At 37.3% G+C, this 22,884-nt stretch carries 24 protein-coding genes; 9 read left to right on the top strand and 15 right to left on the bottom strand.

The annotated features are described in order from the left end of the window. The first annotated feature begins 25 nt into the window (after positions 1 to 25). From QS62_RS10890 to aphA, 3 genes are read left to right on the top strand one after another with little or no spacing between them, the layout of a single operon-like run. Positions 26 to 2,080 (top strand): ABC transporter permease, encoded by a 2,055-nt coding sequence (locus tag QS62_RS10890; RefSeq protein ID WP_066110100.1) that lies wholly within the window; start codon positions 26 to 28, stop codon positions 2,078 to 2,080. Positions 2,081 to 2,094: 14 nt separating this feature from the next. Further along, positions 2,095 to 3,147 carry a ferric ABC transporter ATP-binding protein gene (gene fbpC / locus QS62_RS10885; protein ID WP_066110099.1) on the top strand — a complete coding sequence of 351 codons (1,053 nt, stop codon included), beginning with the start codon at positions 2,095 to 2,097 and terminating at the stop codon, positions 3,145 to 3,147. 15 nt (positions 3,148 to 3,162) lie between these two features. Continuing rightward, positions 3,163 to 3,873 carry an acid phosphatase AphA gene (gene aphA / locus QS62_RS10880; RefSeq protein WP_066110097.1) on the top strand — a complete coding sequence of 237 codons (711 nt, stop codon included), beginning with the start codon at positions 3,163 to 3,165 and terminating at the stop codon, positions 3,871 to 3,873. Here the strand turns inward: aphA and QS62_RS10875 are convergent. The 9 genes from QS62_RS10875 to QS62_RS10835 all read right to left on the bottom strand — a co-directional run bounded on the left by QS62_RS10875 (position 3,870) and on the right by QS62_RS10835 (position 11,663). Further along, positions 3,870 to 4,418 carry a uracil-DNA glycosylase gene (locus QS62_RS10875; RefSeq protein ID WP_066110094.1) on the bottom strand — a complete coding sequence of 183 codons (549 nt, stop codon included), beginning with the start codon at positions 4,416 to 4,418 and terminating at the stop codon, positions 3,870 to 3,872. The two genes, aphA and QS62_RS10875, sit on opposite strands and share 4 nt — an antisense overlap. Then, positions 4,397 to 5,410, bottom strand: coding sequence for a porphobilinogen synthase (gene hemB / locus QS62_RS10870; RefSeq protein ID WP_066110092.1), 1,014 nt, complete (start codon positions 5,408 to 5,410; stop codon positions 4,397 to 4,399). Before hemB ends, QS62_RS10875 begins: the two co-directional genes overlap by 22 nt. Before the next feature lie 112 nt (positions 5,411 to 5,522). Next, entirely contained in the window at positions 5,523 to 6,254 is a 732-nt protein-coding gene (gene tatC / locus QS62_RS10865) for a twin-arginine translocase subunit TatC (protein ID WP_066110090.1), read from the bottom strand. Between the two features lie 25 nt (positions 6,255 to 6,279). After that, positions 6,280 to 6,816 (bottom strand): Sec-independent protein translocase protein TatB, encoded by a 537-nt coding sequence (gene tatB, locus QS62_RS10860; RefSeq protein WP_066110088.1) that lies wholly within the window; start codon positions 6,814 to 6,816, stop codon positions 6,280 to 6,282. 2 nt (positions 6,817 to 6,818) lie between these two features. Beyond that, on the bottom strand, positions 6,819 to 7,049 hold the full coding sequence (gene tatA, locus QS62_RS10855; protein WP_066110086.1) for a Sec-independent protein translocase subunit TatA: 231 nt from the start codon (positions 7,047 to 7,049) through the stop codon (positions 6,819 to 6,821). 82 nt (positions 7,050 to 7,131) lie between these two features. After that, positions 7,132 to 8,775, bottom strand: a complete 1,644-nt coding sequence (gene ubiB / locus QS62_RS10850) for a ubiquinone biosynthesis regulatory protein kinase UbiB (protein ID WP_066110084.1) — start codon at positions 8,773 to 8,775, stop codon at positions 7,132 to 7,134. After that, entirely contained in the window at positions 8,772 to 9,404 is a 633-nt protein-coding gene (locus tag QS62_RS10845; protein WP_066110082.1) for a ubiquinone biosynthesis accessory factor UbiJ, read from the bottom strand. Before QS62_RS10845 ends, ubiB begins: the two co-directional genes overlap by 4 nt. Positions 9,405 to 9,413: 9 nt before the next feature. Further along, positions 9,414 to 10,193 (bottom strand): bifunctional demethylmenaquinone methyltransferase/2-methoxy-6-polyprenyl-1,4-benzoquinol methylase UbiE, encoded by a 780-nt coding sequence (gene ubiE / locus QS62_RS10840; protein WP_066110080.1) that lies wholly within the window; start codon positions 10,191 to 10,193, stop codon positions 9,414 to 9,416. A 9-nt stretch (positions 10,194 to 10,202) separates the two neighbouring features. Further along, entirely contained in the window at positions 10,203 to 11,663 is a 1,461-nt protein-coding gene (locus QS62_RS10835) for an aminoacyl-histidine dipeptidase (protein WP_066110078.1), read from the bottom strand. Positions 11,664 to 11,801: 138 nt separating this feature from the next. On the opposite strand from QS62_RS10835, the gene gpt reads away from it, so the two are divergent. From gpt to QS62_RS10810, 5 genes are all read left to right on the top strand, one after another. Continuing rightward, positions 11,802 to 12,260 carry a xanthine phosphoribosyltransferase gene (gene gpt, locus QS62_RS10830; RefSeq protein WP_065234819.1) on the top strand — a complete coding sequence of 153 codons (459 nt, stop codon included), beginning with the start codon at positions 11,802 to 11,804 and terminating at the stop codon, positions 12,258 to 12,260. A gap of 29 nt (positions 12,261 to 12,289) precedes the next feature. After that, positions 12,290 to 12,877, top strand: coding sequence for a D-sedoheptulose 7-phosphate isomerase (lpcA, locus tag QS62_RS10825; RefSeq protein WP_066110076.1), 588 nt, complete (start codon positions 12,290 to 12,292; stop codon positions 12,875 to 12,877). Positions 12,878 to 12,952: 75 nt separating this feature from the next. Continuing rightward, a complete protein-coding gene (locus QS62_RS10820; RefSeq protein WP_066110074.1) occupies positions 12,953 to 14,497 on the top strand; it encodes a phosphoethanolamine transferase in 1,545 nt (514 codons plus the stop codon). Between the two features lie 82 nt (positions 14,498 to 14,579). Then, the gene (locus QS62_RS10815) at positions 14,580 to 15,242 is read left to right on the top strand and encodes a response regulator transcription factor (RefSeq protein ID WP_066110072.1); all 663 of its coding nucleotides are present in this window, start codon (positions 14,580 to 14,582) and stop codon (positions 15,240 to 15,242) included. Continuing rightward, entirely contained in the window at positions 15,224 to 16,555 is a 1,332-nt protein-coding gene (locus tag QS62_RS10810; RefSeq protein WP_082966192.1) for a sensor histidine kinase, read from the top strand. Before QS62_RS10815 ends, QS62_RS10810 begins: the two co-directional genes overlap by 19 nt. Positions 16,556 to 16,588: 33 nt before the next feature. Here the strand turns inward: QS62_RS10810 and QS62_RS10805 are convergent, their stop codons facing one another. From QS62_RS10805 to ung, 6 genes are all read right to left on the bottom strand, one after another. Continuing rightward, positions 16,589 to 17,926, bottom strand: coding sequence for an NAD(P)/FAD-dependent oxidoreductase (locus QS62_RS10805; protein WP_066110071.1), 1,338 nt, complete (start codon positions 17,924 to 17,926; stop codon positions 16,589 to 16,591). 199 nt (positions 17,927 to 18,125) lie between these two features. After that, the gene (gene pfkA, locus QS62_RS10800; RefSeq protein ID WP_066110069.1) at positions 18,126 to 19,091 is read right to left on the bottom strand and encodes a 6-phosphofructokinase; all 966 of its coding nucleotides are present in this window, start codon (positions 19,089 to 19,091) and stop codon (positions 18,126 to 18,128) included. Between the two features lie 130 nt (positions 19,092 to 19,221). After that, a complete protein-coding gene (locus QS62_RS10795) occupies positions 19,222 to 20,118 on the bottom strand; it encodes a cation diffusion facilitator family transporter (RefSeq protein ID WP_066110067.1) in 897 nt (298 codons plus the stop codon). Then, positions 20,108 to 20,680 carry a hypothetical protein gene (locus tag QS62_RS10790; RefSeq protein WP_066110065.1) on the bottom strand — a complete coding sequence of 191 codons (573 nt, stop codon included), beginning with the start codon at positions 20,678 to 20,680 and terminating at the stop codon, positions 20,108 to 20,110. The genes QS62_RS10795 and QS62_RS10790 overlap by 11 nt, the downstream gene beginning before the upstream one ends. Beyond that, a complete protein-coding gene (yaaA, locus tag QS62_RS10785) occupies positions 20,673 to 21,452 on the bottom strand; it encodes a peroxide stress protein YaaA (RefSeq protein ID WP_066110064.1) in 780 nt (259 codons plus the stop codon). Before yaaA ends, QS62_RS10790 begins: the two co-directional genes overlap by 8 nt. 12 nt (positions 21,453 to 21,464) lie before the next feature. Further along, on the bottom strand, positions 21,465 to 22,133 hold the full coding sequence (gene ung / locus QS62_RS10780) for a uracil-DNA glycosylase (RefSeq protein ID WP_066110062.1): 669 nt from the start codon (positions 22,131 to 22,133) through the stop codon (positions 21,465 to 21,467). A gap of 293 nt (positions 22,134 to 22,426) precedes the next feature. Here ung and grcA point away from each other — a divergent pair, with 293 nt between their 5' ends. Then, positions 22,427 to 22,810 carry an autonomous glycyl radical cofactor GrcA gene (gene grcA / locus QS62_RS10775; RefSeq protein WP_065234831.1) on the top strand — a complete coding sequence of 128 codons (384 nt, stop codon included), beginning with the start codon at positions 22,427 to 22,429 and terminating at the stop codon, positions 22,808 to 22,810. Positions 22,811 to 22,884: the final 74 nt, after the last annotated feature.

The following is a 22,884-nucleotide window of genomic DNA, read 5'->3' as shown; positions in this document are numbered from 1 at the left end:
CCCTATTTTTATTTTGAGAGGTTGTATGAACTCAACAAAATTTTCTATAAATACCACCACAACCTGGATTTTACTGAGCTTCATTGCATTCGCAATTTTGCCAACCTTCGCTTTAGATTATGGTCTGTTAGAGTCCACTTCTGATGAATTTCTTGCGGCAATGGGTTGGCATTCTGTTAACCTTAGCTGGGTTTGGTTCTTTTCATTGGTGATTTTCTGGATTTTACCGCGTTTAGGTTTATCGACTGAAAGTGAAGCTAAAATTGAACTGGCTGCAATCTGTATCATTAGCTTATTTACCTTTTTTTCAGCCAATCTTTATCACCTTAGTTTAGGTTATTCTATTATTGTTTTAGTGATCACGCTTACTGCATTAGCCACTAACGCGCTAGCTGCGTTAAAAATTATGCAAGGTGATAAATTTATTATTGCTTCCTTGCTCAGCATTATTTTGTTGATCTTCTTCTTTATTGTGTATCCAACATTAGCCATCTTTGTATCTATGTTCTATGATGGCGAACAATTTAAACCGGCACAAATCATTGATATTGTTGGTCAATCTTACATTGTCCGCGTTATTAGCAATTCTGTTTTGTTATCGGCTTTTGTTGGTTTTATCTCAACTGTATTTGGTTTAGCATTTGCTCTTTACACTACCAGAATTGCTAGACGCACTGCATTTATCGGTAAAATTTTCTCTATTTTGCCAATTGTTACACCACCATTTGTTGTCGGTTTAGGCGTTACCTTAATGTTAGGTCGTTCAGGTTATCTCACCGAATTTTTAGTGGAACACTTTGGTTTTACCAATACTAACTGGTTATATGGTTTTAATGGGATTGCGATTGCACAAATTTTAGCCTTTACTCCATTAGCCTTTATGATTTTGGAAGGTTCTCTCAAATCAGTACATCCATCAATTGAGGAAGCTTCTTATACCTTACGCGCAAACCGTTATCAAACTTTCTTCCAAGTTATCTTTCCATTATTGAAACCTGCATTAGCAAATGCATTCTTATTAGTCTTTATCCAATCTTTAGCAGATTTCAGTAACCCATTGGTTCTTGGTGGTAGCTTTGACGTTATTGCAACACAAATCTATTTCTACATTGCAGGTTCGCAACTTAACTATGCTTCTGCAAGTACATTAGGTACCATCTTATTACTCTTCTCTCTAGGGATTTTCATTATTCAATATATTTGGATTGGTAACCGTTCTTACGTTACCGTTTCTGGAAAATCTTATCGAGGTGATGTACAAGACTTACCAACCGGCTTAAAAAATGCCATTATTGCTTTACTCGCAATTTGGGTTGTCTTTAACGCAACGCTCTACGGCAGCATTTTCTACGGTAGTTTCACCGTTAACTGGGGTGTTGATTACACCTTAACTTTAGAAAACTATGCTTCCCTCTTTGGTCAAGGTTTTAGCGATGGTGCATGGCCGTCATTAATCAATACTATTATTTATGCTGGTATTGCTGCGCCGGTTACTGCCCTATTTGGTTTATTAATTGCCTATATTGTGGTGCGTAAAGATTTTGCTGGTAAGAAAACCCTTGAGTTTTTAACAATGCTTTGTTTCGCAGTGCCAGGAACCGTAGCCGGGGTTTCTTATATCCTTGCCTTTAACGATGCACCTTTCTATATCACTGGTACAGGTATTATCATTATTATTTCAATGGTAATGCGTGATTTGCCAATCGGGATGCGTGCAGCTATCGCTGGTTTAGGGCAATTGGACAAATCATTAGATGAAGCTTCACTTTCATTAAAAGGCAGCTCTTGGAAAACATTACTTTATGTCACCTTACCATTATTAAAACCAGCTCTGCTTTCCGCGCTAATTACCAGCTTCGTACGGGCAATGACTACCGTTAGTGCGATAGTGTTCTTAGTTACTGCTGATACTCGTGTTGCTACAGCTTATATTTTAAACCGCGTAGAAGATGGCGAATATGGTATTGCCATCGCTTATGGTTCATTACTCATCGTTGTGATGATGGCGATTATTCTTTTCTTTGACTGGTTAGTAGGCGATACCCGTATTTCTCGCTCAAAAGCCAAACAGATGATTTAAATTGAGGTTGTTTTATGAATAACGATAATAACTTTCTTGTATTAAAAAATGTCACCAAACGTTTTGGTAAATCTGTTGTGATCGATGATCTCAGTTTAACCATTAAACGTGGCACAATGACCACTCTATTAGGTCCATCAGGATGTGGTAAAACCACTATTCTACGTCTAGTTTCAGGACTAGAACGTCCAACAGAGGGACAAATTTTTATTGATGGTGAAGACGTTACCAAATCCTCAATTCAAAGTCGTGATATTTGTATTGTGTTCCAATCTTATGCACTCTTCCCGCATATGTCGATTGCGGACAATGTTGGCTATGGTTTAAAGATGCTAGGTGTTAGTCCAGAAGAACGTAAACAACGTGTCGAAGAAGCACTTGAATTAGTCGATTTAGCCGGTTTTGGTGAACGTTATGTTGACCAAATTTCTGGTGGACAACAACAACGTGTAGCATTAGCTCGTGCCTTAGTCTTGAAGCCAAAAGTATTATTATTCGATGAACCTTTAAGTAATCTTGACGCTAACTTGCGTCGCAGTATGCGTGAAAAAATTCGTGAATTACAACAAAAATTCAATATTACCTCTCTATACGTAACTCACGATCAAAGCGAAGCCTTTGCCGTTTCTGACGAAGTTATCGTGATGAATAAAGGTAAGATTATGCAAAAAGCACCAGCTAAAGTGCTATATCAACGCCCAAATTCGCTCTTTTTAGCAAAATTTATGGGTGAGGCTAGTATTTTAAATGGTGTATTACACAATAATCAGGTAACCGTTAATGGCTATACATTACCATTAGCCGCAGATGAATTTGCTGTTGCTGATGGTGAATGTCTAGTAGGAATCCGTCCTGAAGCAATTACATTAAATAAAGAGGGCGATCCTGCGACCCGTTGTGTGATTAAATCTGCCGTCTATATGGGTAATCATTGGGAAATTATCATTATTTGGGGTAACGATGAATTATTGGTCAATCTTGCTCCTGAACATTTCAATGAAAATACTCAAGAGGCATATCTCCAAATCGCAACAACAGGCATATTTTTACTCAACAAACAACAATAATAAGGAGTTGTAATTATGTATGTAACATTAAAAAAACTTTCTCTTGCAATTATCATTGCTTCCACAGCAATGAGTGTATCAGCGGCTAAAGTTGAACCTTATACTGAGCCGGGTACTAATGCACGTGAAATGTTAGAACAAGCCCCTATCCACTGGGTTTCTATCGAACAAATTAAAAAAAGCTTAGAAGGAAAAGGGCCGATTAATGTTAGCTTTGATATTGATGATACAGTGTTGTTCTCAAGTCCATGTTTCTATTATGGACAACAAAAATACTCACCAAATGGTTTTGAATATTTGAAAAACCAAAAATTCTGGGATGAAGTTAATGCTGGCTGCGACCAATACTCTATTCCAAAAGAAGCAGCAAAAGCATTAATCAAAATGCACCAAGAGCGTGGTGATAGTGTTTACTTCATTACTGGTAGAACCGCTGGTAAAGTGGATGGTGTAACACCAATTCTTGAAAAAGCTTTAGGTGTGAAAAATATGCACCCGGTTGATTTTATGGGAGATCTACCTCGTACCACTAAATACAACAAAACACCTGCTATTATCAAACACAAAATCAGCATTCACTACGGTGATAGCGATGATGACGTATTAGCAGCTAAAGAGGCTGGTATTCGTGGTATTCGTATTATGCGTGCACCAAACTCAACCTATTTACCTATGCCAACTTTAGGTGGTTATGGCGAAGAAGTTTTGATTAATTCAAGCTACTAATCTAACTCATTCCACACATCGCCCAATATTAGAAAATCTTGTTTTAATATTGGGCGTATTTTTCCATTATGCATTGCTGCCGCCGGATGATACATCGGTAATAATAGAAACGAACATTGCTCTCTTGTCAGTGAAAACACTTGCCCATGTACTTCACTAATTTTCAGTTCTGGCAGGAATACTGATAACGCAATACGACCAAAAGGTACAATAATTTTCGGCGCAATTAATGCTATCTCTGCTTGTAATAATTCACTAAATGTGGCGATTTCATGCTTATTGGGATCTCGCTTCTCCGGACGAAATTTCACAACATTGGTTAGATAAATATTTTCTCTTACTAAACCAATCGAAGTAAGCATTTGGTCGAAAAATTTACCGCTTGTACCAGCAAATGGCCCTTTTTCTAATTCATCTTTTCCAGGTGCATCACCAATAAACATAATTTCAGCACATTGATTTCCCCAACCTGGTACTAAAGGTTGAAGAAATTGCTGCTGTAATTGCGCAAATAGTTGCTCTATTACTTCTCTTCTGCTAACCATTTTGCCACTTGTTTCGCAAAGTAGGTTAAGATGCCGTCTGCACCAGCACGCTTAAAGCAAAGCAAGCCTTCCATAATGCTCTCTTTTTCTTTCAGCCAACCATTTTGAATGGCAGCCATTTGCATCGCATACTCACCAGAAACTTGATAAGCAAAAGTTGGTACACCAAAGTGCTGTTTTACGCGCCACACCATATCTAAATAAGGCATACCTGGTTTCACCATCACCATATCTGCTCCTTCTTGCAAATCTAAGCCTACTTCTTGTAAGCCTTCATCACCATTAGCAGGATCAAGTTGATAGGTAAATTTATTTCCACCTTTTAAGTTTCCTGAAGAACCGACGGCATCGCGGAATGGCCCATAAAAGCAAGAAGCATATTTTGCTGAATAAGCCATAATCAATGTATTAATAAATCCTTTTTCTTCTAATGCCAAACGAATCGCACCAATACGGCCATCCATCATATCACTTGGTGCTACTACATCCGCGCCAGCCTCTGCGTGAGATAGAGCCTGTTTCACTAAGACTTCAGTAGTGATGTCATTTAAAACATAACCAGTTTCATCAATAATGCCATCTTGTCCATGCGTCGTGAATGGATCAAGCGCCACATCTGTCATCACGCCAAGCTCTGGGTAAGCCTGTTTTAACGCACGCACTGCACGTTGTGCCAATCCTTGTGGATTATAGGCTTCTTCCGCCATCAATGATTTCTTATGCTGTGGCACTACTGGGAACAATGCAATCATCGGCACGCCATATTTCACTAATTCACCAGCTTCAATTAATAGTTGATCAATCGTTAAACGTTCTACACCTGGCATTGATGGCACAGCTTCACGATGGTTTTCACCTTCAATCACAAATACTGGATAAATCAAATCATCAACAGTTAATTTATTTTCTGCCATTAAACGACGGCTAAAATCTTGTTTACGCATTCTACGCATACGGCGTACAGGAAATTCTGAAAAAATTTGTTTTGTCATAATACTTTCCTTATTTACTTCTTATATTTGATAAAATTTCGTTTCATTTATAATGGCATAACCGCCAAACAAGTTGGCGGTTATGTAAATTTAGTCACTAATAACAACTTAGTTAGGCTTCTTCTTTTGGTTGATAGAAGCGGGCAAAGAACACACCGACTTCAAACAACAGGTACATAGGTACAGCAAGTAATGTTTGTGAAAAGACATCTGGCGGTGTTAATAGCATACCGATAACAAAAGCACCAACTAAAATATATGGACGCTTTTCTTTCAGACTTGCCACACTTACCACACCACTCCAGCATAACAAGATAATCGCTACAGGAACTTCAAAACAGATACCAAACGCTAAAAACAACGTTAATACAAAATCCAAGTAACTACTGATATCAGTAGCAATTGCGACGCTTTCTGGCGCAGTCTTGGTTAAAAAAGAGAATACCAATGGGAAAACAATATAGTAGGCAAAAGCAACACCAACATAGAACAATAACGTACTTGATACTAATAATGGATAGATCAAACGTTTTTCATGTTTATATAAAGCTGGTGCAATAAAAGCCCAAACTTGATACAAAATATAAGGTACAGATAAAAATATTGCGGTGATTGCCGTTAATTTAATTGGTGTAAAAAATGGTGCCACAATGTTAGTCGCAATCATTGTCGAATTATTGGGTAATTCCTTAATTAAAGGCTCAGACACAATATGATAAATATCATTAGCAAAATAGACTAACGCAATAAACACAACCAGTACACAAATAAAACTTTTCAAAATGCGATTGCGTAACTCAACTAAATGGGTAATTAGCGGTTGAGACTCGTCAACACTCGACATAAGCTGCCCTCATTGATAACAACAATTATGATGACTTATTTTCTTTATTGACAGTGTTCGTTGAATCAGCAGTTGGCATTGGGTCATAGTTTGCCAAATCATCACTATGCTGTTCTAAAATTAATTTTTCCTCATCAATTTCAGCCAATTCTGCCTGTTCATCAGGCAATACCTTTGATTCTGTTGTTGTATCTTCAGTTGAAGAAGATACAGTTGGTTCAACTGATGATGTTAATTGTTCCACTGCTTGATTTGCGGCTTGTGTTTTCTGATCTAATTGCGCTTGCATTTTTGCTGCCGACGCCTTTAAATCTTCCACTGTTTTACTCAATTCCGGAGAAAGAGAGGATAAATTAAGATGTTCTGCTTTCTTAATACTTTCTTGCAGCTCTTGCAATTTTAACTCTTGTGCCAATTCAGTTTGCACATTATTCGCTAAATTACGCAGAGTACGAATCCAGCTAACAACAGTACGAATAGCCACAGGCAAACGCTGTGGCCCTAATACAACTAAACCGATGACAAAAATCAGAACAAGTTCCGAAAAACCTATATCAAACACAGTTATGCCTGCTCTTTATCTTTACTTTTTGCTTCGCTTTGTGAATTTGATGATTGAGATTCGATAGATTTTTTAAATTCAGCATCTTTATCATTATCTTCACTCATTGCTTTTTTGAAGCCTTTAACTGATTCGCCAAGATCTGAACCTAAAGTTTTTAATTTTTTTGTGCCAAAAAGTAATACAACGATTAATACAATAATCAACAGTTGCCAAATACTAATTCCACCCATAATGATGTACCTCTATAAATAAAAAAATTTCGCTAAATTATACCGCTACTCTTACCAATAAGACTAGCGCTAAATCATACCCTTATTTTTTCCAAACACTTCCGACCAATACACCACTGGCAACCAGCAATAAGCCAATACTCAACCAGTTTGGTAGAAAATGGTAACCAAACAAGCCGCCAAAGAATAACAAACTCGCCACAATAACACCATACACCCGTTGGGTATTTTTTCGTTGTTGCAGCTTAAATTCACGTCGAATGGACACCAATTCTTGTCGAATCTTTTTCTGTTCTAATAATGCTTGATGTAACGTTTGAGGAAAAGCAGCAAAATGCTCACGTACATAAGGAAGATGCGCTTGAAAATCACGATACATACGCTTCACACTAATTTGCTCATTCATCCAATTTTGCAAAAAAGGTTTCGCTGTTTGCCATAAATCAAGTTGCGGATACAACTGACGTCCTAATCCCTCAATATAAAGTAACGTTTTTTGCAATAACACTAATTGAGGCTGCACTTGCATTTGAAAACGGCGTGCCGTATTAAATAGATTTAATAACACGTGTCCAAAAGAAATTTCCGCTAATGGTTTAGAGAAAATTGGTTCGCAAACTACTCGAAAAGCCTGCTCAAATTCATCAAGATTGGTATCTTCTGGAACCCAACCTGAATCAATATGTAATTGCGCTACTCGTCGATAATCACGATTGAAAAATGCCAAAAAATTCTCTGCTAAATAGCGTTTATCCTCACTATTTAAGGTACCGACGATACCACAGTCGATCCCGATATACTGCGGTGATTCAGGATGTTGATAACTGACAAAGATATTACCAGGGTGCATATCCGCATGGAAAAAACTATCGCGAAATACTTGGGTAAAAAAGACTTGCACGCCTCGTTCCGCCAATAATTTCATATCAGTGCCATTGGCTTCTAGTGCAGCAATATCAGAAATTGGAATACCGTAAATACGTTCCATCACCAATAAATTTTGCCGACAAAAATCAGGATACATTTCCGGCACATATAACATTGGGCTATCTAAGAAGTTTTGTCGTAACTGAATTGCATTTGCCATTTCTTGGCGTAAATCCAATTCTGCTAATAGCGTCTTTTCATACTCTTGAATCACTTCTACTGGGCGTAAACGGTAGCCTTCACGCGTTAAGCGCGGAATCCATTTCGCAATGCGGTACATCAGTGCTATATCAAGTTCAATGACAGGTCGAATATCAGGACGAATCACTTTTAATACCACTTCTCGTCCCGCTAATTCACCTTGATCTGCGTTAAATCGTGCCGTATGTACTTGCGCTATTGACGCAGACGCCAATGCTTGCTCGGTAAAATCAATAAACCATTGCTCAATTTTGCCTCCTAAAGCTTTTTCAATTTCTGCTCGTGCTAACACACTAGAAAAAGGTTCCACCTTATCTTGTAACAACGCCAGCTCATCGGCAATTTCTGGAGGAAATAGGTCACGACGTGTCGATAACATTTGTCCCAATTTAATCCAAACAGGTCCTAATGTCTGAAAAGCTAAACGTAAACGTAAGCCAAAAGATTTTTCCGGATGCTGATTGTTTAACCAGAAGAATAACTTTCTAAAACAACGGATTGGACGAGTTAATGGAATTTTCGGTAGCGACTCATCCAAGCCATATTGCAGTAAGACACGTACTATTTGATAAAGGCGCAGACACTGTTTTAACTTCATACTTTCCCTGTTAAACGATCGATTTTTGCTTCAAGACGTTGCAAATCTTGCTCTAAAGTTGCGACCTGATCATAAAAATGCACCAATGCTAATGATGGAGCAATCACTTGCCACTCTTCAGTCAAACGTTCACCCCAATGACGTTGGCTAGTTTGCCAACGTGTTTTCAATTGTTGCTGTAATTTTTGTGCACCTGTCGTTAATGAATACGCAGCAATATCACCAATAAAAGGAGCTAATAATTCAGCTGGATCTTTTTCCAACTGTTCAAACAAGGCAACAGTGTCTTGCAACACTTGTAAATCACCTTGCAACATAATTTGTTGGCGATTAATCATCTCTGATAATTGCTGTTTTTGCGGACGCGTTAATAAAATATTAGCATCAGTAGTTACCGTACAATCTGCCTCGCCTTCATATACCGATAACAGATCAATTCTCTGTGCTGAAAAGAGTAAAAACCAATGTCCGCCTTGCTTGAAGGTGAGTGATAGCACCTTGCCATTTAATTTACGTAAATGAGATTCTGCTCCATCAGTTTGCTGAATTAAATAATTCAGAATCTGTTCCAAAATCCCATTCGCAAATTGCGGCAGCATCAATTGCAGAGTAATCGAAGAGAGTGTCATAATACGCCTTTAAAACTTATAGCCACGATGTAACGCAACAATACCCGCAGTTAAGTTAAAATATTGCGTTTGTTCAAAGCCTGCATCAATCATCATCTGCTCCAACACTGCTTGTTCTGGATGCATCCGAATAGATTCCGCTAAATAGCGATAACTGTCAGCATCATTCACTACTACTTCACCCACTTTTGGCAAAATATTAAATGAGTAGAAGTTATACACCTTGCTTAATGGTTCTAAAATTGGTTTAGAAAACTCTAATACCAATAGACGTCCACCCGGTTTTAGCACACGATACATTGAACGCAACGCTTTATCTTTGTCGGTAACATTACGCAAACCAAAACTAATCACAATACAGTCAAAAGTATTATCGGCAAATGGCAACATTTCCGCATTTGCTTGAACATATTCGACATTGCCGACCACACCTAAATTGCGTAATTTTTCTCTACCAACTTGCAGCATTGAGTCATTGATATCCGCCAAAATCACTTGTCCAGTTTCCCCAACCAAACGTGAAAATTTAGCGGTAAAATCGCCAGTTCCACCAGCAAGATCTAACACTTTCTGCCCTTTACGCACACCGCTGCAGTCAATGGTAAAACGCTTCCAAACACGATGAATACCAAATGATAGTAAATCATTCATTAAATCGTATTTATCCGCAACGGAATGGAATACATTCGCAACCAGTTTTTGTTTTTCTGCTTTTGCTACGGTTTTAAAACCGAAATGGGTAACTTCTTCTCCCATTTCAGTTTGTTGTTCTTCTCTAATTTGTTCCATTAGCAATCCTTATTTCTTCTCTGGAATGGTAGCTAATAGTTGAGTTAATAACTGCCAATAAGTCGATACTGCTGGAATATGACAGCGTTCATCTGGTGAATGTGCGCCCAAAATAGTTGGTCCAATTGAAACCATTTCCATATTTGGATAGACCTTGTTAATTAAACCGCATTCTAAGCCAGCATGAATCACTTTAATCACACTCTCTTTGCCTAAAATTTGATCGTAAAGCACCTTAGTTTGTTTAACGATTGCGGATTCAGCTTGTGGTTCCCAACCAGGATAACGACCAGAGAATTTCACTTCTGCGCCCGCTAAACGACAGACTGAACGAACCAAACTTACTACTGTATCTTGACCATGCTCATTTAACGAACGAGCTAATAAGGTTAATTTCACTTCTGTTTCTCGAGTTTCTAAAACACCTAAGCTAATAGAACTCTCTACAACATCTGGCAGTGCATCACTATAACGAATTACTCCATTTGGCAAACTATTAATTAAATCTAATACTGCTGCCGTTTGTTGTACTGAAACACCTTGTTTCGCAGTTGCATCAGAAAGCTCTAATTGCAATTTACTTTCTGCTTGTGCTAATGCTGATTTCAACTCGGTAAGTAATTGTTGCAACACTTGGTTAAATTGCGCCATTGATGCAGTCGGTACCAATACGGTGGCAAAAGCTTCACGTGGAATTGCATTACGTACTGAACCACCTGCAATATCCGCTAAACGGAATGGTACAGATTGTGCCGCCACTTGTTCCAATAAACGAGCCAATAGTTTAATAGCATTACCACGATTAAGGTGAATTTCAGCACCAGAATGTCCGCCTCTCAAACCTGTCAATGCCAAATGCACTGCTTGTTCTTGTTCGGTAACTGGTTGCCATTCAAGTGAATAACGAATATCAACATCTTCGCCACCAGCACAACCAATATAAATTTCACCTTCATCTTCTGTATCAGTGTTAATCATCACTTCACTATGCAGCCAATTTGGTTGTAGCCCCAAAGCTCCGCCCATACCAGTTTCTTCACTAGCAGTTAATAACACTTCTAATGTTGGATGTGCCAAATCATCACTATCTAAAACTGCCAAACAAGATGCCATACCAATACCATTATCAGCACCCAAAGTCGTACCTTTTGCTTTTACCCATTCGCCATCGACATAAGGTTGAATTGGATCAGTAAGAAAATTATGCGGTGTATTTTTATTCGCTTGCGGCACCATATCTAAATGTGCTTGTAATGCAACTGGCTGACGATTTTCCATACCAGCTGTTGCGGGTTTACGAATTAAAATATTGCCTGCTTTATCTTGTTCTACCCAAAATTGTTTCTGCTTTGCCCAATTAATGATGAAATCTGCTAGTGCTTGTTCATGATGTGATGGATGAGGAATGGCACAAATTTTCGCAAACCATTGCCAAATAAGTTTTGGTGATAATTCTGTAATTGACGACATAAATCTCCCTCTAAAATCGTAACTTTTAGCTAAAACAAAAAAGAAATTGCGCTAAATGATAGCATAGAAAACAATTTCAGGTTATCCTTACGCAATTTTATTTATCACTTCAAATCAAAAACATAAGGTATAGTTATTATGAGCGAAAAATACGTTGTTACTTGGGATATGTTTCATATGCATGCGCGTAAACTTTCTGAACGTTTACTGCCAGCTTCTCAATGGAAAGGCATTATTGCTGTTAGTCGCGGTGGTTTATTCCCTGCAGCGGTAATCGCACGTGAGTTAGGTATCCGTTTAGTTGAAACTGTGTGTATTGCAAGTTATGACCATGATCAACAAGGCACATTAAAAGTATTACATCGTGCTGAAGGTGATGGTGAAGGCTTTATCGTAGTAGATGATTTAGTCGATACAGGTAATACTGCTCGCGCTATTCGTGAAATGTATCCAAAAGCTAAATTTGTAACAGTATTTGCAAAACCAACTGGTGCACCGTTAGTTGACGATTATATTGTTGATATTCCACAAAATACTTGGATTGAACAACCTTGGGATATGGGAATCACCTTTGTACCGCCACTCTCTCGTAAATAATTTTAAGCAAAAAATCTTTGGAGTTGCTGATGTATTTAACACAAATTAAAGCAGAACTTACCCAAGCGGCTGATGTATTAGATAAATTTTTATCTGATGATAAGAATATTCAACTTATTCAAGAAGCAGCATTATTAATTGCGAATAGCTTCAAACAAGGTGGCAAAGTGTTAAGCTGCGGCAATGGTGGTTCGCATTGTGATGCGATGCACTTTGCTGAAGAACTAACGGGACGTTATCGTGAAAATCGCCCGGGTTATCCTGCTATTGCTATTTCTGATGTTAGCCATTTAAGTTGTGTAAGTAATGACTTTGGTTATGATTACGTCTTTTCACGTTATGTTGAAGCAGTTGGACAAACAGGCGACGTCCTATTTGGCTTATCTACTTCCGGTAACTCTAAAAACGTATTGAATGCCATTGAAGCTGCTAAAGCAAAAGGAATGAAAGTTATCGCATTAACAGGAAAAGATGGGGGCAAAATGGCAGGATTAGCAGATGTAGAAATTCGTGTTCCACATTTTGGTTATGCTGATCGAATTCAAGAAATTCACATTAAGGTTATTCATATCTTAATGATGTTAATTGAATTTGAAATGGCAAAAGAAAACGCTTAATCCAATCGTTTTAGTTTAGGGGAGATCTCTCCCCTAATTTTTTGAATTACTTACGATTTAAGTTAGCAAAATAGAATGAAACGTTTCTCTTCCCTATTTCAACTATCTCAATTAAAACAACTTTTTATCATTATTATTGCCTTAACTGCGCTCTATTTTTCTGCGCTTTTTATGCTGATGGGCAGTGGTAAAGAAATTGAAATACAAGATATCTTGTTGTTGAGTGCTCTTATTTTAATTTTTAATGCATCACGCATTGCTTTTTATGCAATTATCTTACCTATTGCCATCGCTTATACCTTATACACCCCTGTGGGGCTGATGTTCGGTGAACCAAATTACCAATATTTGGCTTCTGTATTGGCAACAAATGTCGCGGAAGGTGTTGAATTTTTACAACAGATTCCATTTAAGTATTATGCAATGGCAGTGGCAATCATCCCATTGCTATTACTATTTCGTTATCTTAGCCAACGTTTCCAGTTAAAGTTTTATCGTAACAAAACCTTACTTTGTTTGATGATATTCTTTGCTTTGGTAAATCAAACACCGTTTGCTTTTTTCCATACTTTCTTTATTGCAGCTAATCAGGTTAAAGACGAATTATTGAAACTTAATCAATTTCAAGTAGAAAGCGAATGGGGACCAGCAAAATTCTCTGGTAAATATAAAAATTATGTCTTAGTAATTGGAGAAAGTGCTAGACGTGATTATTTGCACGCTTATGGCTACCCAATTGAAAATACCCCTTTCATTGAAAAAACTAATGGCATTTTAGTGGATGGTTTGGAATCCGCTGGCAGCAACACCATTGCATCTTTGCGCTTGATGCTAACTAAGCCAGATACTAAACGTTGGGCACCAAATTACTCTTTAAGCTTGATTGATTTAATCAAAGCGGCAGGTGTGAAAACTTACTGGATTTCCAATCAAGGCTTTTTTGGTGAATTCGATACTCCAGTCACTGCAATTGCTGATTTAAACGATGAAACCTATTTTATTGCCAATAATGACTCTATTCGTAATAACTCTAGTGATTTCCAATTGTTAGAACCATTTAAGCAAGTTTTACAACAACAAACGGATAAAGCAAAATTTATCGTCTTGCATCTCTATGGCTCGCATCCAAAAGCCTGTGACCGTATTCGAGATTACAAAAACATTGCACCAGTGAAAAATAAAAAATATCACTATTTAAGCTGTTATGTTTCTTCTATCAAAAAGACTGATGAAGTATTAGCGCAAGTTTATCAAGCACTACAACAACAATATCAAGCCACTCAACAACCTTTTACGATGATCTATTTTGCTGATCATGGTTTAGCTCACAAAACAATTGATGGTGAGATTTTGTTCTTTAATAACGCTGGCAGTCCATTACATCACGATGTGCCATTATTTATGACCGCTTCTGACAGCCAGCAGCACACAAAATGTAAAAGCTTTAAATCAGGATTAAATTTCACTGAAGCTATCGCTAACTGGATTGGTATTACTAACGAGAAAGTATCACCAGAATTCGATTTATTCAATTGTAAAGATGATCCCGATGATTATGGTTTAAAAGAACGTTTACCAAAAACTAAACTTGATCCAGCAATTGATATTCGTGGTAAATAACCTCTACTCGCAGCAAATTTGTTTTTGCCAATTTGCTGCGAACGTCTAAAATAAGACAGTTTGCTTTATGAGGGATAATGATATGCGAATTCTATTGGTTGAAGATGATGCAATGATTGCTGAAGCACTGTCAGCGCATCTAAAAGAAGCAAGTTATGCTGTTGATTGGGTAGAAAATGGGGAATTAGCGCTAAGCGCGGTAAAAGCACAACCCTATGATCTTGCGCTATTAGACTTAGGTTTACCCAAAAAAGATGGTTTAACAGTATTAGCGCAATTACGCCAACAACAATATCGTTTCCCAATTATCATTCTGACTGCTCGTGACGATTTGCCAAGTCGTTTACAAGGTTTAGATGGTGGTGCTGATGATTATATGATCAAACCTTTTGATATGGCGGAATTATTGGCGAGAATTCGCGTTGCTTTGCGTAAACAAAGTGAATATCTCACATCTGAACTCTGTTATGGCCCATTAAAATTAGATTTAAAAACCTACCAAGTGCAAAATACTGCCACTAATGATAGCCACCAACTTACCAATAAAGAGTTTGCTATTTTACAAGTTTTATTACAACATCCTGGGGTAATTTATTCTCGCAGCGATTTAGAAGATAAAATTTATGGCTGGGGTGAAGAAGTAGAAAGTAATGCCGTTGATTTTTTAATCCATTCATTAAGAAAAAAATTGGGCAAAGAAGCGATTAAAAATATTCGAGGTGTTGGATGGACTATTCCAAAATAGCACGTTTATTAATGAGATGGCGTTATTCCATTCAAGCCAAACTCACGCTCACTTTAGTTTTAGTCACTTTTTTAACCGCTGGAATTACAGGTGTAACCACAGCTTATAAGGCTTTCTACGCCGCTTACCAATTACAAGATGATTGGCTAATCCAAACTGCACGTTTTTTATCATTACGCAGTGCATTGGCAGAAAAAATGCCGCTCAACGATGAAGACAATCAAATTTATGTACAAACCAATTTAACCCCGCCACGCGGTAAATATTTTATTCCTTTTTTAGATCAACTCTATGAGGGATTTTATACAGTTAAAATTAATAAAAAAGAATTTCGTGTCTATGTGCGACAAATTAATGCACTAAAATTTGCTGTAATGCAAGAAACCGAATTTCGTACCAAAAAAGCGATTGAAGCCACTTGGGCAACGATATTGCCTTTCTTAATTTTTATTCCTTTAGTCATCCTACTCGGTATCATCGTGATTAATTTTACTTTCATACCGCTGCGTCGCTTGTCTTCTGCAATTAAACAACGGCAGGAAAATGATCTTAGTGTGATTCCATTAGCGAACACACCATACGAAGTGCATAACTTTATCGAAGCCATTAATCATTTATTAAAACGCGTTGATAAATCCGTTAAAGAACAGCAGCAATTTATTGCTAATGCAGCTCACGAACTACGTTCGCCAATGACGGTACTTTCTCTGCAAGCAGAACGGCTAACAACTCATACTGTACCAGCAGAAACCAAGCAACAAATTGAACATTTGGTTGAAGCCATCCAACGTAATCGTCATTTATTGGATCAATTACTCTCATTTGCGCGCAGCCAAGCACAATCAACACCAACAAATATAGATAATGTTTCAGTTAAAAATACCTTTAAGCAAGTGATTGAAACATTACTGCCATTAGCAGAACAAAAGCAGATTGATATAGGTGTGATTAGTGAGCAGGATTATTCATTGCAAATCAGTGAAACAGATCTGTTTACGATGATTAAAATCTTAGTAGAAAATGCGATTCTCTACACGCCAGAAGGGAGTTTAGTCGATCTTTCTGTTACTAAAATAGAGAACAATGTCATTATCAGTGTTGAAGACAATGGTAATGGCATTCCAGTTGAAGAATATGACAAAGTATTAAAACCTTTCTATCGTATTTTAGGTACACAACAACAAGGCACTGGTCTAGGGTTGGCAATTGTTAATACTTTAGTACAGCACTATCATGGTTCTATCCAATTAAAACCTGCACAACAATATGAACATGGCTTAAGAGTTGAGATTAGTTTTATTAGTGAAAACTAAAGAGATTGGTATCGCTACCAATCTCTCGATTAATTAATGCAGTTTCATCAATGGACGAATAAAACGATTTAACCTACCGACCAAAACAAATAGCGCCGTTTTAAAACAGCCATGTAAGGCGACTTGGTGCATACGATATAAAGAAACATAAATAAAATGCGCAATATGCCCTTCAATCGTCATCGATCCTCTAACTAAATTCCCCATCAAATTACCTACGGTACTAAATCTTGATAAAGATACTAAAGAACCATGATCATAGTAAGTAAAGGCTTTTAACGGTCTATTTTCTAATAAAGCGAGAATATTCTTACCACAAGTTGTTGCCATTTGGTGTGCAGCTTGCGCGCGTGGTGGCACAGGCTTACCATCTTTCTGTAATAGTGCAGCACAATCACCAATGGCAAAAATATGATCGTCTAATGTCGTCTGTAAGGTATCTGTCACTTGTAGTTGATTGATACGATTGATCTCTAAACCATCAAATTGTTTCGTTACATCAGAAGCACGAATACCAGCAGCCCAAACCATTAGATCCGCCTTAATTTCTTCACCTTCATTGGTAATTAAACTATTCGCGGTTGCTTCGACAATTCGGGTATTCGTACGTACATCTACACCCAACGCATTTAATTCTTTATGCGCCGCATTGATAATACGATCTGATAATGCTGGTAAGATTTTATTGCCCGCTTCAATTAAAGTGACTTTTAAACAGCTATTGTCGATTTTACCGAAGCCATAATCGGATAAATATTGTGCGGCATTATAGAGCTCCGCTGATAATTCAACGCCTGTTGCACCAGCACCAACAATCGCAATATTAATTTTGTTTGGTTCAACCAACTCGATTTTTTCTGCTACTGCTACATCATTTGTAGCTTGATTGTTATCTTCTGCAAACTTCAAAAAGAGTTGAATCATACGTTTTTGGAAATAGAGCGCTTGATCTGGACTATCTAAGAAAATGCAGTTTTCACTAACTCCCTTAGTATTAAAATCATTCGATTTACTGCCAATACTCAACACCAAAATATCGTAATTAATCTTACGTTCTGCTACCAACAATTTACCGCGTTCATCGGTAATCGGCGCTAAAGTAATACTCTTTTCTGTACGCGAAAGCCCTGTAATATAGCCTTGTTGAAACAAAAAGCCATGATTTCTGGCATGAGCTCGGTAACTTACCGCTTCAACACCATCATCTAAAGAACCTGTTGCTACTTCATGCAGTAACGGTTTCCATAAATGAGTTTGATTACGGTCAACTAGAATCACTTCCGCTTTTTTCTTGCGACCTAATTTATGTCCAAGAAAAGTTGCAAGCTCAAGACCACCAGCACCACCACCGACAATCACTATTTTTTGCATAAATGTTTCTCCATTAAGATAATTGTAAAATTTTGGTGAAATTATAGCTTAATTTCTTTCATTTATTTAATAGAAAAAAATTATTATCAAATGAATTGTTAATCTTAATGGTTATAAGTAGATTGCGGATAAAAAAGAGAAATAAAAAAACGCATACTGCAAGCAACAGTATGCGTAAATACAAGGATTTTAAGTGAAATTAGTAAAGTTTTCTTGAAGTATTGAACCAATCCTCTTTGAAGGTACGTTTCATATTTTGAATTGCATCAATAATATCGTGATGAACAAGTTGTTCATTTTGGATACCTACACAACGACCTTTTTCACCTTGTAACAATAATTCAACCGCATAAACGCCCATTCTTGAAGCAAGAATACGGTCGAAAGCACAAGGTGAACCACCACGTTGAATGTGGCCTAATACTGTGGCACGAGTTTCATGATGAACGCGATCTTCAATTTCTTTCGCTAATTCATTCACATCACACATATGTTCAGTAATTGCAATGATCGCATGGCGTTTACCTTTTTCGATACCATATTCCACTTTACGAATTAACGCTTCACGCTCAAATGGACGCTCTGGAACAACGATAAATTCACAACCACCGGCAATTGCAGCTGCTAAGGTTAAATCACCACAGTGACGTCCCATAATTTCAACAATAGAAATACGTTGATGTGAGCTTGAAGTATCACGTAAGCGGTCAATAGCATCTAACGCTGTTTCTAACGCTGTTTGATAACCGATTGTATAATCAGTACCTGCCACATCATTATCAATGGTTCCTGGTAAACCGATACAAGGGAAGTCGTGTTCTTCGGTTAATAATTTTGCTCCCATATAAGAACCGTCGCCACCGATAACGACAAGCGCATCAATACCATGGAAACGTAAATTTTCTACACATTTTGCACGTACAGATGGATCTTTGAACTCTGGGAAACGTGCTGAACCTAAGAAAGTACCACCACGATTTATTACATCAGATACGTGATAACGCTCTAATTTTTTTACTTTATTGTAGTAAAGACCTTGATAACCGTCATAAACGCCATACACTTCTAAACCTTCGTATAAAGTTGCACGCACAACCCCACGAATTGCAGCGTTCATACCTGGCGCATCGCCACCACTTGTTAATACGGCAATTTTCTTAATCATAATTCGTCCTCATTAGGAAATATTTTAAAGCTAAAAATAAATCAAAACCGCGCTAAGATTACACTATTCACTGCTGATGCTCTAGTGAAATTTATGATTACTTTTGTAATTTTTGATCTACTTAGCCATTCTACTGGTCCTGCAATATCTCTTGTTTCACAATTGAAGTTGGCTCTTGATGAATGATTACATCTGAATTTGGAAATGCTTTAAGCAGTGCTTGCTCTAACTCTTCCGTAATATCATGCGCTACTACTAAAGGCAGATGATCTTCTAACTCTAAATGCAATTGAATAAAACGTACTGCTCCAGCGCGACGTGTTTTAATGTCATGAATCCCTAACACGTGTTTATTTTGGCTAGCAATCTGTTTAATTAACTCAATCTCTTCATCTGGCAACGCCACATCCAATAACATTTGGATCGCTTCCGCTACCATTTTCAAGGCATTAATTAAAATATATACCGCAATAATTAACGCACAAATCGCATCTGCCATGACAAAGCCATAATAACTTAACATTAACGCCAACAAGATCCCTAAATTCATAAACAGGTCTGTTTGATAATGTAAGCTATCCGCTTTAATAGCAGGACTATCTGTTAATTTAATCGTGTATTTTTGAAATGCGACTAAAATAGCGGTCATCACCACCGATACCACTGTTACCGCAATGCCCCAAATATTATGCTCAGTGATTTCTGGCGAATGTAAACGCTGTACACCTTGCAAGAATAAAAAGATTACCGATCCGCAAATAAACATGCCTTGTGCAAGCGAAGCTAATGATTCCGCTTTACCATGCCCAAAAGAGTGATTATCGTCTGCCGGCATCAAGGCAAAGCGCAAAATCAACATACTGGTAAAAGAGGCAAGTAAATCCAATAACGAATCGGTGATCGCCGCTAAAATACTGACAGATCCAGTTTTCCACCACGCAATCGATTTAATTAATACCAAAAACAGTGCAGTAAAAATCGCAAAACAAGCAGCACGTTTTACATAAACCGAATAGTTATTTTTCATTACAACTCCATGGTAATGAATATTGTGTCATGGTTTTCACTAGCGGTAATGCCTGCTGTTGTTCTAATTTTTTTAACACTGCCATGGTACTGCTTTTTACTGGTGCAAATTGTTCGCTATATTGCAACTGTACAAAACCACAAGAGACTAAATTTTCCCCTTTTGCCACATCCACTTGGTAATCAGTAAACTGTTCTGCTGGCGGATAAACCACATAGCTATATAGGTTGCCATCTTTAGTTTGATTGCTAAATACTTTGATATCTGAACGCGCAAACATTTTTTCTCGCAACGCAATCCGTTGTTGATAGTTCGCATCTGTCTTAGCAAAATCTTGCTGTAAATCTTGGAAAATTTCTAAGTGGGAATGTTTGTTACTATTGGTATCGATCAATTGATAGGTATATTTCACCACACTGCCCAAATCATCCGTTTTACTTAATTGATACTCTTGATTAGCAAAACTTAACTTTGTCGGTACTGCCACTTTTTGCTGGCTAACTTGATGTGTGACACAGCCAGTTAATAATAAGATAGCCAACCAAGATAAACGTTTAATCATCTTTTAACTCCCGTTTAAATACTAATTCTGTTGCGGTTGAATTCGCTTGATCAAACCAATAACCAGCCAAATCAAACTCTTTTAACTGTTCTACTTTAGTTAATTGATTCTGAATGATATAGCGACAAATTAAGCCACGCGCTTTCTTCGCATAAAAGCTGATAATTTTATACTTACCATTTTTATAATCCATAAAAATCGGTTTAATAATGGTTGCTTTTAAACGATCTGTATTCACCGCTTTGAAATACTCATCTGACGCAGCATTAATCAAAATATTATCGCCCTGTTGATCAAGCGCTTGTTGTAAATGATCGGTAATCACATTGCCCCAGAATTGATAGAGATCCTTACCTTTTGGATTAGCTAATTTTGTTCCCATTTCCAAACGATAAGGCTGCATTAAATCTAATGGACGCAATAAACCATATAAACCAGACAGCATACGTAAATGCGTTTGCGTAAATTCAATCTCTTGCGCCGATAAACTTTCAGCCTCTAAGCCCGTATAAACATCACCTTTAAACGCATAAATTGCTGCTTTGCTATTTTCATCATTATGTTCTGCTTGCCATTCAGCAAAACGCGCTGCATTAAGCTCAGCAAGCTTATCACTAATTTTCATTAGTGAAGCAATATCTGCTGGCGCCAACTGACGACAAATAGTAATTAATTGCTGGCTATATTCGGTCAAACTAGGTTGAGTGAAATCGTGAATCGGGGTTGGCGTGGTGAAATCCAACGTTTTCGCTGGTGAAATAATTGCTAACATATTCTTCCTTTATTAAATATTGGCTAACTTCCAATCAATTGGTGTTTTTCCTTGCTGAATTAAATATTGATTCGCACGCGAAAAATGGTGACATCCGAAAAAACCGCGATGTGCTGATAATGGCGATGGATGCGGCGCTGCAAGTACACAATGTTTCTGCCGATCAATAAATTGTCCTTTCTTCTGTGCATGACTGCCCCACAATAAAAACACCAAACCAGTTGTATGGTTATTTAATGTTGCAATCACATGATCGGTAAAGGTTTCCCAACCAAAATTAGCGTGTGAATGTGCTTTACCTTGTTCAACCGTTAACACCGTATTTAACAATAAAACGCCTTGTTTTGCCCAATCGACTAAATAGCCATGATTCGGTATTTGAAACCCTGCTATATCTTGGCTTAATTCTTTATACATATTTAATAAAGATGGCGGTGGCGGTACATTTGGTCTAACCGAAAATGCTAAACCATGCGCTTGATTAGGGCCATGATAAGGATCTTGTCCTAAAATGACGACTTTAACTTGATCAAATTCTGTATAACGGAAGGCGTTAAATACATCGGCTTTTGGTGGATAGATAATTTTGCCCAAATCGCGTTGTTGTTGCACTTGTTGCAAAATTTGCTGGAAATAAGGTTGCGCTTTTTCCCCACCAATCATCTCTTTCCATGTTCTCATGGTTATATCCTTATTTAGCGTATCAATCGCTAAATTATAAAAAACATTTTTGCAGATCAAAAATAAAAATTACATCACCATTTGTTACAATTTCATTAGCTAAACGTAAAAAGAAATTTCTTTCTAAAGATTAGAGCTAATTATTTTTTGATTAAAATCAAAATAATTGATAAAGAAAGAATTTTTTATTCTTGAGATAGCTAAATAATTATAATTTAATTTGAATATATAAAATATTTTGATAAAATTTGCGCAGTTCATTAGGTTATTAACAGATGCTTTCGGAGGCAATCATGATTAAAGGTATTCAAATTACACAAGCAGCAAATGACAATTTAATTAACTCATTTTGGTTATTAGACAACGAAAAAGGTGAAGCTCGTTGCTTATGTGCAAAAGGCGATTATGCTGAAGATCAAATCGTTGCTATCAACGAATTAGGCAAAATTGAATATCGTGAATTACCAGTTGACGTTGCACCAACTGTAAAAGTAGAAGGTGGTCAACACTTAAACGTTAACGTATTACGTCGTGAAACTTTAGAAGATGCGGTAAAACACCCAGAAAAATATCCACAATTAACTATTCGTGTTTCTGGTTATGCAGTACGTTTCAACTCTTTAACTCCAGAACAACAACGCGATGTAATTACTCGTACTTTCACTGAAAGCCTATAATAATTTAGCTTTTCTGATAAAACGGCGATCTCAATGATCGCCGTTTTTTATTATAGGGCCTAATAGACAAAAGT

This window comes from Gallibacterium salpingitidis, assembly GCF_001678495.1.
Taxonomy (GTDB): domain Bacteria; phylum Pseudomonadota; class Gammaproteobacteria; order Enterobacterales; family Pasteurellaceae; genus Gallibacterium; species Gallibacterium salpingitidis.
This window is presented reverse-complemented; position numbering and strand designations above follow the sequence as displayed.

What these genes read in the sequence shown, in the direction of transcription:
- QS62_RS10890 (WP_066110100.1), top strand. Translation starts at nt 26, where the DNA reads ATGAACTCAACAAAATTTTCTATAAATACCACCACAACCTGGATTTTA.
- fbpC (WP_066110099.1), top strand. Translation starts at nt 2,095, where the DNA reads ATGAATAACGATAATAACTTTCTTGTATTAAAAAATGTCACCAAACGT.
- aphA (WP_066110097.1), top strand. Translation starts at nt 3,163, where the DNA reads ATGTATGTAACATTAAAAAAACTTTCTCTTGCAATTATCATTGCTTCC.
- QS62_RS10875 (WP_066110094.1), bottom strand. Translation starts at nt 4,418, where the DNA reads ATGGTTAGCAGAAGAGAAGTAATAGAGCAACTATTTGCGCAATTACAG.
- hemB (WP_066110092.1), bottom strand. Translation starts at nt 5,410, where the DNA reads ATGACAAAACAAATTTTTTCAGAATTTCCTGTACGCCGTATGCGTAGA.
- tatC (WP_066110090.1), bottom strand. Translation starts at nt 6,254, where the DNA reads ATGTCGAGTGTTGACGAGTCTCAACCGCTAATTACCCATTTAGTTGAG.
- tatA (WP_066110086.1), bottom strand. Translation starts at nt 7,049, where the DNA reads ATGGGTGGAATTAGTATTTGGCAACTGTTGATTATTGTATTAATCGTT.
- ubiB (WP_066110084.1), bottom strand. Translation starts at nt 8,775, where the DNA reads ATGAAGTTAAAACAGTGTCTGCGCCTTTATCAAATAGTACGTGTCTTA.
- QS62_RS10845 (WP_066110082.1), bottom strand. Translation starts at nt 9,404, where the DNA reads ATGACACTCTCTTCGATTACTCTGCAATTGATGCTGCCGCAATTTGCG.
- ubiE (WP_066110080.1), bottom strand. Translation starts at nt 10,193, where the DNA reads ATGGAACAAATTAGAGAAGAACAACAAACTGAAATGGGAGAAGAAGTT.
- QS62_RS10835 (WP_066110078.1), bottom strand. Translation starts at nt 11,663, where the DNA reads ATGTCGTCAATTACAGAATTATCACCAAAACTTATTTGGCAATGGTTT.
- gpt (WP_065234819.1), top strand. Translation starts at nt 11,802, where the DNA reads ATGAGCGAAAAATACGTTGTTACTTGGGATATGTTTCATATGCATGCG.
- lpcA (WP_066110076.1), top strand. Translation starts at nt 12,290, where the DNA reads ATGTATTTAACACAAATTAAAGCAGAACTTACCCAAGCGGCTGATGTA.
- QS62_RS10820 (WP_066110074.1), top strand. Translation starts at nt 12,953, where the DNA reads ATGAAACGTTTCTCTTCCCTATTTCAACTATCTCAATTAAAACAACTT.
- QS62_RS10815 (WP_066110072.1), top strand. Translation starts at nt 14,580, where the DNA reads ATGCGAATTCTATTGGTTGAAGATGATGCAATGATTGCTGAAGCACTG.
- QS62_RS10810 (WP_082966192.1), top strand. Translation starts at nt 15,224, where the DNA reads ATGGACTATTCCAAAATAGCACGTTTATTAATGAGATGGCGTTATTCC.
- QS62_RS10805 (WP_066110071.1), bottom strand. Translation starts at nt 17,926, where the DNA reads ATGCAAAAAATAGTGATTGTCGGTGGTGGTGCTGGTGGTCTTGAGCTT.
- pfkA (WP_066110069.1), bottom strand. Translation starts at nt 19,091, where the DNA reads ATGATTAAGAAAATTGCCGTATTAACAAGTGGTGGCGATGCGCCAGGT.
- QS62_RS10795 (WP_066110067.1), bottom strand. Translation starts at nt 20,118, where the DNA reads ATGAAAAATAACTATTCGGTTTATGTAAAACGTGCTGCTTGTTTTGCG.
- QS62_RS10790 (WP_066110065.1), bottom strand. Translation starts at nt 20,680, where the DNA reads ATGATTAAACGTTTATCTTGGTTGGCTATCTTATTATTAACTGGCTGT.
- yaaA (WP_066110064.1), bottom strand. Translation starts at nt 21,452, where the DNA reads ATGTTAGCAATTATTTCACCAGCGAAAACGTTGGATTTCACCACGCCA.
- ung (WP_066110062.1), bottom strand. Translation starts at nt 22,133, where the DNA reads ATGAGAACATGGAAAGAGATGATTGGTGGGGAAAAAGCGCAACCTTAT.
- grcA (WP_065234831.1), top strand. Translation starts at nt 22,427, where the DNA reads ATGATTAAAGGTATTCAAATTACACAAGCAGCAAATGACAATTTAATT.